The sequence below is a fragment of the Brachybacterium sp. SW0106-09 genome, assembly GCF_001293905.1.
Taxonomy (GTDB): domain Bacteria; phylum Actinomycetota; class Actinomycetes; order Actinomycetales; family Dermabacteraceae; genus Brachybacterium; species Brachybacterium conglomeratum.
The window spans coordinates 19,416-31,422 of the sequence record NZ_BCAK01000024.1 but is presented as its reverse complement, the minus strand read 5'-3'; the positions used below and the strand labels follow the sequence as shown (position 1 = coordinate 31,422).

Annotated in this window: 8 protein-coding genes; all 8 read left to right on the top strand. The window is 67.8% G+C overall.

All coding sequences use genetic code 11. The features are described 5' to 3' along the window. Nucleotides 1-111 precede the first annotated feature (111 nt). The 8 genes from Y09_RS11295 to Y09_RS11260 all read left to right on the top strand — a co-directional run bounded on the left by Y09_RS11295 (nt 112) and on the right by Y09_RS11260 (nt 11,810). On the top strand, nt 112-573 hold the full coding sequence (locus tag Y09_RS11295; protein WP_053917802.1) for a carboxymuconolactone decarboxylase family protein: 462 nt from the start codon (nt 112-114) through the stop codon (nt 571-573). Between the two features lie 30 nt (nt 574-603). Next, entirely contained in the window at nt 604-1,005 is a 402-nt protein-coding gene (locus tag Y09_RS11290) for a GNAT family N-acetyltransferase (protein WP_053917801.1), read from the top strand. Between the two features lie 159 nt (nt 1,006-1,164). Continuing rightward, on the top strand, nt 1,165-2,874 hold the full coding sequence (gene dld, locus Y09_RS11285) for a D-lactate dehydrogenase (protein WP_053917800.1): 1,710 nt from the start codon (nt 1,165-1,167) through the stop codon (nt 2,872-2,874). A 498-nt stretch (nt 2,875-3,372) separates the two neighbouring features. After that, the gene (locus tag Y09_RS11280; protein ID WP_234695708.1) at nt 3,373-6,408 is read left to right on the top strand and encodes a glycoside hydrolase family 32 protein; all 3,036 of its coding nucleotides are present in this window, start codon (nt 3,373-3,375) and stop codon (nt 6,406-6,408) included. Between the two features lie 232 nt (nt 6,409-6,640). Then, entirely contained in the window at nt 6,641-8,188 is a 1,548-nt protein-coding gene (locus Y09_RS11275) for an ATP-binding cassette domain-containing protein (RefSeq protein ID WP_053917799.1), read from the top strand. 25 nt (nt 8,189-8,213) lie between these two features. Beyond that, nucleotides 8,214-9,494: a sugar ABC transporter permease gene (locus Y09_RS11270; protein ID WP_053917798.1), complete on the top strand. Its 1,281-nt coding sequence runs from the start codon at nt 8,214-8,216 to the stop codon at nt 9,492-9,494. A gap of 129 nt (nt 9,495-9,623) precedes the next feature. Beyond that, nucleotides 9,624-10,721 (top strand): sugar-binding protein, encoded by a 1,098-nt coding sequence (locus Y09_RS11265; protein WP_053917797.1) that lies wholly within the window; start codon nt 9,624-9,626, stop codon nt 10,719-10,721. Between the two features lie 75 nt (nt 10,722-10,796). Then, nucleotides 10,797-11,810: a LacI family DNA-binding transcriptional regulator gene (locus tag Y09_RS11260; protein ID WP_234695707.1), complete on the top strand. Its 1,014-nt coding sequence runs from the start codon at nt 10,797-10,799 to the stop codon at nt 11,808-11,810. The last annotated feature ends 197 nt before the right edge of the window (nt 11,811-12,007 follow it).

Genomic DNA, 12,007 nt, shown 5'->3' with positions numbered 1-12,007 from the left:
GCGATCGTCCTGCTCGGACCGGGCGTCCTCTCGGCCGTCCTGCGGAACCGCCCCGCGTCCGGGCACCGGTGAACTAGTGTGCGAGCACGGACCCGACGAAGGGAGCGCGTGATGAGACGGCCGCTGCCGTTCCTGGACAGGACCGCGCCCGAGGCCTGGGACCTGCTCGGCGAGGTGCGCCGCGCCGTCGCCGAGCAGAACGAGGCCGCCGGGATCGCGACGACGACGCTCGAGCTCATGTACCTGCGCATCTCCCAGCTCAACGGCTGCGCCTTCTGCGTGGACCTCCACCACCGCCGCGCCGTGCGCGCCGGCGCGCCGGACGACCAGGTCGCGCAGCTGCCCGTCTGGCGCGACTCGCCCAGCTTCGATGCCGTCGAGCGCGCCGCGCTGCTGCTCGGCGAGACGGTCACGACCCTGCCCGAGCCGATGGTCCGCGACCGCGACCTGATGGTCGCCCGCGACGTGCTCGGCGAGCAGGCCTTCGCGGCGCTGGAGTGGTCCGCGGTGCTGATGACCACGTACAACCGTCTGTCCGTGCTCTCCCACCACCCCGTGCCCGGCGCCCGCTGACCGCCGCGCCCTCCTCAGGAAGGACCCCCGATGACCGACGACACCACCCCCGCAGATACCGTCGACCCGGCCGACGAGACCGTCGAGGTGCGCGAGAACCCCGAGCGGCACCGCTTCGACATCCTCGTCGGTGGCCGCCAGGCAGGCTTCGCGATGTTCACCACCCCGGCGGAGAACCCCGATGACCAGCGGATCTTCTACCACACCGTCATCGACGACGCCTTCGGCGGGCGGGGACTGGCCGGCGTGCTCACCCGCGGCGCGCTCGCCGCGAGCGTCGAGCAGGGCAAGCGGATCGTGCCCGTCTGCCCGTACGTCGCGCGCTGGGTCCGCGGCCACGACGACTTCGCGGACTCCGTGGACCGGGTGAAGTCCGTCCACCTCGAGGCCGTGCGCGCCGTGAACGCCGAGGCCGACGGCACGGCATCTTGAGCTGAGCAGCCGTCCGCGCCTCTCACCGCCCGAGAACGCCGCTGTCGTCGCGCCCGCCCAGCATGCGACGCTCGGAGATGACTACGCTGTCGAGGGGGTCGCGACGGCCCCGAGCACCGCAGCGTGCTCGCAGCACCCGAGGCGAAGGAGCAGGCGGATATGCGCACACCGAGGAATCAACGATCGGCCGAGGCCGTCGAGGCCTTCACCCAGATCATGGGGCGCAAGCACGTGCTCACCTCGGCGCGTGCGACCGCGCCGTTCACCACGGGCGGCCGCTTCGGCGCCGGTGACGTGCTCGCCGTGCTGCGGCCCGGCTCGCTGGTCGACATGTGGCGGGCGCTGCAGGTGTGCGTGGACCACGATCTGATCGTCATCACCCAGGCCGCGAACACGGGGCTCACCGGCGGCTCCGGCCCCGGCGACCAGGACTACGACCGCGACATCGTCATCCTCTCCACGCTGCGGATCGACGGGATCCACCTCATCAACGATGCCCGCGAGGTGATCAGCCTGGCCGGCGCCACCCTGTTCTCGCTCGAGGAGAAGCTCGCCGCGCACGACCGCGAGCCTCACTCGGTGATCGGCTCGAGCTCCATCGGCGCGACCGTCGTCGGCGGCATCGCGAACAACTCCGGCGGCTCCCAGATGCGCAAGGGCCCCGCCTACACGGAGCAGGCGATCTTCGCCCGCGTCGATGAGGACGGCCGGATTCACCTGGTGAACCACCTCGGGATCGATCTCGGGACCGATCCCACGCACATCCTCGACCGGCTCGAGCGCGGGGACTGGGACGCCGCCGACGTCACCCCGCCGCCGCCCGACTCCACCGGCACCGACTACGCGGACCACGTGCGCCAGCTGGTCGACACCCCGGCGCGCTTCAACGCCGACCCGACCTTCCTCCACGAGGCCTCCGGCAGCGCCGGCAAGATCATGGTGTTCGCCGTGCGCACCCGCACCTTCCCGCTCGAGAAGGACAAGGCCACCTTCTACATCGGCACCGACCGCCCTTCCGATCTCGAGTCGCTGCGCCGCCGCATCCTCGCCGCCGACGGCCCGCTGCCGATCTCCGGCGAGTACATGAGCGCGCACGCCTTCGACCTCGCGACCGAGTACGGCAAGGACACCTACGTCTCCCTCAAGCACGCCGGCTCGGCCACCCTGGTGCGCATGTTCGCGCTGAAGGCCTGGGCCAACGGCGTGTTCGCGAAGCTGCCCGGCTTCGGACCCTCCACCGCCGATGCGATCTCCCAGAAGCTCTTCTCCCTGGTGCCGGAGAGGATCCCGCGGCGACTGACCGACTTCCGCGACCGCTTCGACCATCACCTGCTGCTGGTGGTCAGCGGCAGCGAGCGCGCGGCGACCGCCCAGCTGCTCCGAGAGTTCTTCGCCGGCCCCGAGCACGAGGGCGACTTCTTCGAGTGCGACGCCGACGAGGCCCAGAGCGCGACCCTGATCCGCTTCGGCGTCGCCAGCGCCGCGAGCCGCTACTACGTCATGTACCGCGCCGAGGCCTCAGCGATGGTCACCTTCGACGTGGCGCTGCGCCGCGACGACGAGGACTGGCTGGAGCGACTGCCCGAGGAGATCGCCGACCAGCTGCTCGAGAGCGCATACTTCGGCCATTTCTTCTGCCACGTCCTGCACCAGGACCATGTGGCGAAGAAGGGCGTGGACCCGGTCGCGTTGAAGAAGCGGATGACGCAGCTGCTGGTGGACCGCGGGGCTGCAGTCCCCGCCGAGCACAATTACGGGCGGATCTACCCGGCCCCCGAGCATCTGGTCGCCCACTACCGTGAGCTCGACCCGCTGAACATGTTCAACGCCGGGGTGGGGGAGACGTCGGCGAAGAAGGGGTGGGGCTGAGCGGCGCGACAGTCGCTGCGACTCCGGGGGACCGGTGCACCGGTAGGTGACCTGACCGTGCACCGGTCCCCGTCCTCCTCTTCTGTCTGGAAGGCTGCTCGCCCATCGTCCCGAGAGGGCTCCGAGCTCAGATGCGCGGTGCGAGGTCCCGCGCTCGGAGAACCCCACATCACAGGCTGAAGTTCGGCCAGCTGCAGTGCTTCCTCAACGCTGATGGCCCGTAGCGTGGTCTGACAGAACCGCACCATGGTGCCGCCGCAGCCACGCCGGCGCCGGCGCAGAGGCAGCCTCGGGCGAGGACAGCGACCTGTCGGCGGCTCCCGGCAACGCTGCGCTGCGAACTCTGCGGCGTGGAGCGATCGGTGGACACCCGGCAGAGCGATCGGTAGGGTGCATTCGGAACCTGTTAGACAACGTTGTCAGGACGTCAACGCTTCACCTGCTCCGATGCGTGACGCTAGGACTCCGCCCGAGCACTCCCAATGGAGGGAAACGACCATGCTCCATACCACCGTGCCGCGTCGCGCGCTGCGACTGCTGTGCGCTTCCGCCGCCGCATTGGCCTTCGCACTGGGTGCAGCCCCGGCCCTCTCCGAGGGCTCCATCGGCTCCGAGCCGAACCGTCCGGGCTATCACTACACCCCCGAGCGGAACTGGATGAACGACCCCAACGGCATGGTGTACCACGACGGCCTCTACCACCTGTACTACCAGTACAACCCTGAGGGGAGCGCCTGGGGAAACATGTCCTGGGGGCACGCGACCAGTCCCGACCTCATGACCTGGACCGAGCAGCCCCTTGCGATCGGGCAGACGTTCGATGATGACGGGAACAGCATCGAGGACATCTTCTCGGGGTCCGTCGTGGTGGATCACGGCAACACCAGCGGACTCGGCACGGCCGGCGAGGACCCGCTCATCGCGCTGTACACCAGTGCCTATACGGGCAGTCACCCCGAGCATGCAGGGAAGCAGGCGCAGTCCCTCGCATTCTCCACGGACGGAGGATTCACCTGGGAGAAGTACAAGGGCAATCCTGTCGTGGACCGCGACTCGGGCAATTTCCGCGACCCGAAGGTGTTCTGGTACGAGGGGGACACGCAGGCGGAATCCCACTGGGTCATGGTGGCGGTCGAGGCGACCGACTACCAGGTCGTCGTCTACACCTCGGATGATCTCCTCCACTGGGAGTTCGCCTCCGATTTCGGGCCGGCCAATGCTGTCGGCGGCATCTGGGAGTGTCCTGACCTGTTCGAGCTGCCCGTGGACGGGAATCCGCAGGAGACACGCTGGGTCATGATCGTGAACCTCAACCCAGGATCTGTGGCCGGAGGCAGCGGAGGCCAGTACTTCGTGGGCGACTTCGACGGGAAGACCTTCACCGCCGAGAACATCGTCGAAGACCTCCCCGCTCCGGACGGTGACGTCCTGTGGGACTTCGAGGGCGGGGACTTCTCCGGATGGGACGTCACGAACCAGGCGGACCATGACGAGAACGGGCCCTTCGGGCAGGCCCCCGCGTCGGGGCCTGTCAGCGGGCAGCAAACCGTCCACGGCGTCGAGGGCGAGGGTTTCGTCAACTCGTTCCACGGCGGCGATGGTCCCGTCGGCACCATGGAGTCCGAGCCGTTCACCGTGGAGCGCGATCATCTCGGCTTCCTCATCGGTGGTGGGAGCAATCCGCACCAGGAAGGCACCCGGCCCGATAACGACCCGCCGGTGGGGACCCTGCTCTGGAACGGCTTCGAGGAAGCCGACGGCACGGTCACCCTCGAGGACATGGGCTGGACCGGAACCGGCGACCTCGCCGCCGCCGACAACCCGGTGACCGAGGGTGGCGAGTACGCGATCGGCGACAAGCGCATCAACACCTGGGAAGGCGGGCCCCACGGCGACGACAACGTGGGGACGCTGACGTCCCCCGAGTTCACCATCGATGCCGACCACCTCAACATGCTGGTGGGCGGCGGTGCACGTTCGGAGGCGTCCGAGGAGTCGCTCGAGGTGCAGCTGCTGGTCGACGGCGAGGTGGTGCGGAGACTGACCGGTCCCGGGGATGGTGCACTGAACTGGCGCCATTGGGACATCTCGGATCTGCAGGGGCGTACTGCGCAGTTGCGTGTGGTCGACGAGGCCACGGGAGGCTGGGGCCATCTCACCCTCGACCACGTCGTCATGGGTGACCAGGCCGCGCTACCCCGGGGTGATGAGACCACCGTGAACCTCGTGGTCGACGACGAAGTTGTGCGCACCGCAACTGGCTCTGACAGCGAGAACCTGGACTGGCAGAGCTGGGACGTGGCGGAGTTCGAGGGTCAGCGGGCCTCGCTCCGCATCACCGACAACAGCAGCGGCGGGTGGGGGCACATCCTCGTCGATCACTTCGTCGCCACGGACGCGCCGATCGCCTCTTCGTTGGAGAACTATCAGTGGTTGGACTGGGGCAGCGACTATTACGCGACCGTCTCCTACTCCGATGCCCCTGACGGGAAGCGAATCACTCAGGGCTGGATGAACAACTGGCTCTATGCAGGTGATGTCCCGGTTTCGCCGTGGGTCTCGGCGATGACCCTTCCGCGCGAGATCGGGCTGACCCGCACCGACCACGGCATCGAGCTCGTCCATCACCCGGTCGAGCAGGCCGAGGGCTTTCTCGACGAGGCGTCGAGCCGCACAGTCACCGATGCACTGGCATCGGCGGGCACTGCACCGCTCAGCGCCGACGGCGGATCGATCGGCGGCGACATGCTGCGCATCGATCTGAGTCTCGATCCGGGATCATCGGACCGCGCGGGGATCGTGTTGCGCGCTTCCGATGGATTCACCGCCGATCCATCCACCAGTGCTGATGGTGCGCAGGGGACTCTGGTGGGCTACGACGCCGAGCGCGGCAGAGTCTTCGTCGACCGGACTCGCTCGGGCGAAGTCGACTTCCACAGCGCCTTCCCCGGCCAGGTGGAAGCGCCTGTCACGCTCGAGGAGAATGGAACGGTCTCGTTCAGCATCTGGCTGGACCGTTCTTCCGTCGAGGTGTTTGCACAGGACGGCACAAGGACGCTGACCGAGCTGGTCTTCCCTGACGTCGACTCCCAGCAGGTTCTCGCGTTCGCTGAGGGAGGGGATGCGCGGATCGTCCACGCGACGATCACGCCGGTGGAGCAGACACTGTTCAACGCAAGGCCGACCGATCCGACCGATCCGGCCGATCCGACGGAGCCGACCGATCCGGCCGATCCGACGGAGCCTGCCGATCCGGCCGATCCGACGGAGCCTGCAGCGCCGACGGAGCCGAGAGATCCGGCTGATCCGACCGGGCCGGCAGATCCGACTGGGCAGGCAGTGCCGTCCGGCGGGCACGGCGGCGGGGGCCAGTCGCAGGGCGGCGCTCCGGAGAGCTCCGGGCCGCCTCGCGCCGGTGAGGGACTCGCCATGACCGGCATCAACGCCCTCACAGGAGCGGCGGCAGCGCTCGTGCTGGTCGTCGCCGGAACATCAGCAATCGTCATCGCCCGAGCCCGGCGGCGGCGACTCTGAGGCGGCTGCGGTGCCCCGCGACTGCACGGCTGTCGCGGGGCGCGGTGCCCGCACCGATCCGCACCCGCGGCCGCGCACGAGTTACCGGATCGTGATGCGCGCGGGGTCGAGGGCAGTATGTGCTGCCCTACACTGACAACGTTGTCTCTCGATGTGACGGCGACCACGCGTCGGCGCCGTCGGGTCGGCGACGCCACTGCACGGTGGCACTCAAAGAGGAGTGGAGGTAGAGATGGTCGATCCGCACGCAGTGCTCGAGATGCGGAACATCACCAAGCTGTTCCCGGGCGTTCGCGCGCTCGACGGGGTCACGATGACCGTTCGACGTGGTGACATTCACGCGATCTGCGGGGAGAACGGCGCCGGGAAGTCGACGCTGATGAAGGTGCTGTCCGGCGTGTACCCCCATGGCACCTACAGCGGGCAGATCGTGTTCGAGGGCGAAGAGATGGCGTTCAAGGACATCAAGTCCTCGGAGAGCGCCGGCATCGTCATCATCCACCAGGAGCTCGCCCTCATCCCCGAACTCTCCGTCACCGAGAACATCTTCCTGGGCAACGAGATCGTCGCCGGTGGGCTCATCGACCGACGCGAAGCCCGGCGGCGCTGCCGCGATCTGCTCGCTCGCGTGGGCCTCGACGTCGATCCCGATATGGCGGTGAAGTACCTGGGCGTGGGTCAGCAGCAGCTCGTCGAGATCGCGAAGGCGCTGTCGAAGAACGTCAAGCTGCTGATCCTCGACGAGCCCACCTCGGCGCTGAACGAGGACGATTCGGAGAATCTTCTCCTGCTGATGAAGGGTCTCAAGGGCCGCGGGATCACCTCGATCATGATCTCGCACAAGCTCAACGAGATCGCCGCGGTGTCCGATGCGGTCACGGTGATCCGCGACGGCCGCACGGTCGAGACCTACCCGGTCGAGGCCGGCCATGTCGACGAGGACCGCATCATCCGCTCCATGGTCGGTCGATCGCTCGACAACCGCTACCCCGAGCACGAGCCGAACACCGGGGGCGAGACGATCATCGAGGTGAAGGGCTGGACGGTCGAGCACCCGAACGTGCCCGGCAAGCTCGTGTGCGACGACGAGAGCTTCGTCGCGCGTCGCGGAGAGATCGTGGGTTTCGCCGGACTCATGGGGGCCGGCCGGACCGAGCTCGCCCGCTCACTGTTCGGGCGCTCCTACGGCATCCACCGCTCCGGCCAGCTGTTCCTCCATGGCGAATCCGTGGTGCTGAACACCGTGAGGGACGCCATTCGTCATCGCCTCGCCTATGTCTCCGAGGACCGCAAGCTGCTCGGGTTGAACCTTCTCGACAGCATCAAGCAGACCATCGTCTCCGCGAACCTGGGCGCCGTCGTGCGGCGGGGCCTGATCGACGGCTCGAAGGAGCGCGCAGTCGCGGAACGGTACCGCAAGTCGCTGCGCATCAAGACCCCCGGCATCGACGTCGGGGTCGCGACCCTCTCGGGAGGCAACCAGCAGAAGGTCGTTCTGGCCAAGTGGCTGTTCCCCGAACCTGACGTGCTGATCCTTGACGAACCGACCCGCGGGATCGACGTGGGAGCGAAGTTCGAGATCTACAAGCTCATCCAGGAGCTCGCTGATCAGGGCAAGGCAATCGTCGTCATCTCCTCCGAGCTGCCCGAGATCCTGGGGATCTGCGACCGGATCTACACGATCTGCGAAGGTCGCATCACCGGTGAGGTGCCCCGCTCCGAGGCCGATCAGGAAACGCTCATGCGCATGATGACCACCACCGTCGGCTCCGCCGCCTGATACGCAGTTACGAGAGAGCACACCCATGAATGTTGTGAAGCAGATTTTCGGGACGGATCTCCGTCAGTTCACGATGGTCTTCGCCCTCGTGGCCCTACTCCTCGGGTTCCACATCGCCTCCGGCGGCAACATGCTGACGCCGGGGAACATGCAGAACCTCATCGCGGGCAACGCCTACGTGCTGATCCTCGCGATCGGCATGGTCATGGTCATCGTCATCGGTCACATCGACCTCTCCGTCGGCTCCGTCGCGGGCTTCGTCGGGATGTGCGTGGCGCTGTCCGCCCGCGACCTGAGCTTCCCCTGGTGGGCGGCGCTGCTCACCGGCCTGGTCGTGGGCATCCTGATCGGTGCCTGGCACGGCTTCTGGCTCGCGAAGATCGGCATCCCTGGATTCATCACGACCCTCGCAGGGATGATGATCTTCCGCGGAGGCGTGATCTGGCTCAGCGGTTCGGTCAGTGTTCCCGTGCCGCCGGAGCTGAATGTGCTCGGCGCGGGTTACCTGCCCGAGTGGGGACCGGCCTTCACGAACCTCAACAACTCCACGCTACTGCTGGGCATCCTCGCGATCGCCTTCTACGCCTGGAGCCAGATCAGCACGTACCGCCAGCGCGTCGCCGATGGCGAGACCGGGCTGAACTTCACGGCGGTGATCATCCGCCTGGTGCTGGTCGGTGCTGTCCTGGCCTACGTGACGTTCCTGTTCGGCAGCGGTCGTCCTGGCACGTCCTTCCCTGTCCCCGGACTGATCCTCGTCTTCCTCGTGATCATCTACCACGTGATCACACAGCGCACCACGTTCGGGCGCCACATCTATGCGGTGGGTGGCAACAAGCAGGCCGCCGCGCTCTCGGGCGTGAGCGTCGCCAAGGTGCACTTCTTCGTCATGATGAACATGTCGTTCCTCGCGGCGCTCGCCGGGATCCTCTTCGTCGCCCGGGCGACGTCCGCCGGGCCCACCGACGGCAATATGTGGGAGCTCGATGCGATCGCCGCCGTGTTCATCGGCGGGGCCGCGGTCTCCGGTGGGATCGGAACCGTGGCGGCGACCATGATCGGCGGGCTCGTCATGGCCACGTTGAACTCGGGTCTGTTCCTGATGGGCGTGGGGCAGGACAAGACGCAGGTCATCAAGGGTCTCGTCCTCCTCGCCGCGGTCGCGTTCGACGTCTACAACAAGCAGCAGGGCCGCCCCTCGATCACCGGCCGGCTCTTCGGTGATCGGCGGACGTCGGAGAGCACCACCGACTCGACCCAGGTCGCGCCGACAGCGCCCGCGGCGCCCGGAACCGCCGAGAGCTGACCCATCCGTGCTCCGGGCATGCCCCAACCCCCTGAATCCTGCCCGCAGCCCTGGTCACTGAACCCACCTGACCCTCTCACCCCACCCGGGAGCCCGATGGCGGGCCCCCACATCACCTGAGGAGAAATCATGAAGAGAAGGACTTTCACACTCGGCAGCGCAGCCGCAGCCGGTGCACTGCTCCTGGCAGCCTGCGGCGAGGGCCGCAGCGGTGGCGAGACGGCCGGCGGTGAAGAAGCCGGCAGCGGCTTCGAGGCCGACGCCACCATCGGTGTGTCCCTGCCGTGGCTGGGGACGCAGAACTGGGCCGAGGCCCAGGCCATGTTCGAGGAGCAGCTCAAGAGCGCCGGCTTCACCCCGCTGATCCAGGCGGCGGACAACAAGGTGCCGCAGCAGCAGCAGCAGATCGAGGCGATGGTCCAGCAGGGCGCGAAGGCGATCGTGGTGGGCCCCATCGACGGCACCCAGCTGGGCAGCGCGCTGAAGGCGGCCAAGGACGCGGGCGTGCGGATCATCGGCTATGACCGGCTGATCGAGAACACCGATGCCGTCGACGGTGTGGTGCAGTTCGGCAGCATCCGCACCGGTGAGCTGCAGGGCCAGTCCCTCCTCGATGGTCTCGCCGAGCGCAAGGGCGAAGGTCCGTACAACATCGAGCTGTTCGGCGGCGGTCCTGCTGATCCGAATGCACCGAACTTCTTCGAGGGCGCGATGTCGGTCCTCCAGCCGAAGATCGACGACGGCACCCTCGTGGTCGTCTCCGGGCAGACGGACTTCCAGCAGGTCGCGACCCAGGACTGGGACAACGGCAAGGCGCAGTCCCGCATGGACTCGCTGCTCGCCGCGAACTACTCGGACAAGCCCCTCGATGGCGTTCTCTCTCCGAATGACGGCATCGCCCGCGCGATCATCACCTCCTGCAAGGGCGCCGGGCAGGACATCCCCGTGGTCGACGGCCTCGACGCCGAGACGGAGTCGATCAAGTCGATCTGGGCCGGTGAGCAGTACTCCACTGTGCACAAGCCGACGAAGGACCTCGTGGCCAAGACCGTCGAGATCATCACCGCTTTCCAGAAGGGTGAGGAGGCGCCGGCGACCGAGGAGTCGGAGAACAACGGCGTGATCGACGTGCCGATCTATGCTCTCGATCCGATCGTCGTGACCGAGGCGAACGCGGAGGAGGTCTTCGCAGACGATCCCGACCGCCTCGCGCTCCTCGAAGGCTGATAGAGGACACACTGGTGGCCCCGGGGCTCCTCGCCCCGGGGCCACCGTCCATCGCTGTGGATCGGAAGAGACCAGATGTCGAAGAAGCGCGCCACCATGAAGGATGTCGCGGCACGCGCGGGGGTGGGGTTCAAGACCGTCTCCCGGGTGATCAACGAAGAAGCGGGGGTCTCCGAACAGACGGCGGCGAAGGTCCGCACAGCCGCGTCCGAGCTGAACTACCGGCGCGATATGACCGCGGGAAACCTTCGCCGTGCCGCGGGGCGCACCGACAGCATCGGGCTCCTCGTCGCGAGCGTCGACAACGAGTTCGATGCGAAGCTGCACCGCGCCGTGGAGAACGCCGCCCAGGAGCGCCGTGTCAGCGTGTTCTCGTCGAGTACCGATGAGGACGCTGATCGTGAGCATCAGCGTGCCCTCACCCTCCTGGCACGGAGGGTCGACGGGCTCGTGCTCATGCCCTCGAGCGGAGATCTCGCCTACCTGCAGCACGAGCTGGACCTCGGCACTCCGGTGATCGCCGTGGACCGCCCGCCCAAGGGCATCTGCATCGACACGCTCATGGTCGACAATGAGAGCGGAGCCCGAGATGCACTCACGCACCTGATCGAGCACGGCCACCGGCGGGTCGCGGTCCTGGCGCATCTGGCGACCCTGGTGACGTCCGCGCAGCGGATCGCGGGCGCGCGCGCCGCCTGGTCCGCCGCCGGTCTGCCGGCGGATTCTCTGCAGGTCGTCGACGGGGTATCCACGGATGAGGACACAGCCCGCAGCCTTGACGCCCTGCTGGACGGGGCTGATCCCCCCACAGCGGTGTTCGCAGCGCGCAACGAGATAGCCGTCGGCGCGGTTCGGGCACTCCAGCGCCGCGCCCAGCAACACGAGATCGCCCTGATCGGCTTCGACGACTTCGGGCACGCGGATCTGCTGGATCCCGCGGTGACCGTCGTGAGACAGGACCCGGCGCGACTCGGCGAGCTCGCGACACAGCGACTGTTCGCGCGTCTCGAGGACCGCTCCCTCCCTGTGGAGCAGCTGACCGTGAAGACCCGCCTGGTCCGGCGACGATCTTGCGGATGCGAGGCTTGAGCGTGGGGGACTCGGCTCAGGGGGCGGGCACGTCTTCGCCACCCCGCGCGACCGCTCCGTACACCACCGGCCCGGTTCATCCGCCCTCGGTGAGTTTGGCCTGCGGCAGCCAGTCCGCGCCGAGGGAGATGTCCCGGCGCCTGGTGGACATGCGAGCTCCTGGCGCGAACGAGGTGTCAGGGGGCCGCGGCGGATCG

What these genes read in the sequence shown, in the direction of transcription:
- Y09_RS11275 (WP_053917799.1), top strand. Translation starts at nt 6,641, where the DNA reads ATGGTCGATCCGCACGCAGTGCTCGAGATGCGGAACATCACCAAGCTG.
- Y09_RS11265 (WP_053917797.1), top strand. Translation starts at nt 9,624, where the DNA reads ATGAAGAGAAGGACTTTCACACTCGGCAGCGCAGCCGCAGCCGGTGCA.
- Y09_RS11290 (WP_053917801.1), top strand. Translation starts at nt 604, where the DNA reads ATGACCGACGACACCACCCCCGCAGATACCGTCGACCCGGCCGACGAG.
- Y09_RS11260 (WP_234695707.1), top strand. Translation starts at nt 10,797, where the DNA reads ATGTCGAAGAAGCGCGCCACCATGAAGGATGTCGCGGCACGCGCGGGG.
- dld (WP_053917800.1), top strand. Translation starts at nt 1,165, where the DNA reads ATGCGCACACCGAGGAATCAACGATCGGCCGAGGCCGTCGAGGCCTTC.
- Y09_RS11295 (WP_053917802.1), top strand. Translation starts at nt 112, where the DNA reads ATGAGACGGCCGCTGCCGTTCCTGGACAGGACCGCGCCCGAGGCCTGG.
- Y09_RS11280 (WP_234695708.1), top strand. Translation starts at nt 3,373, where the DNA reads ATGCTCCATACCACCGTGCCGCGTCGCGCGCTGCGACTGCTGTGCGCT.
- Y09_RS11270 (WP_053917798.1), top strand. Translation starts at nt 8,214, where the DNA reads ATGAATGTTGTGAAGCAGATTTTCGGGACGGATCTCCGTCAGTTCACG.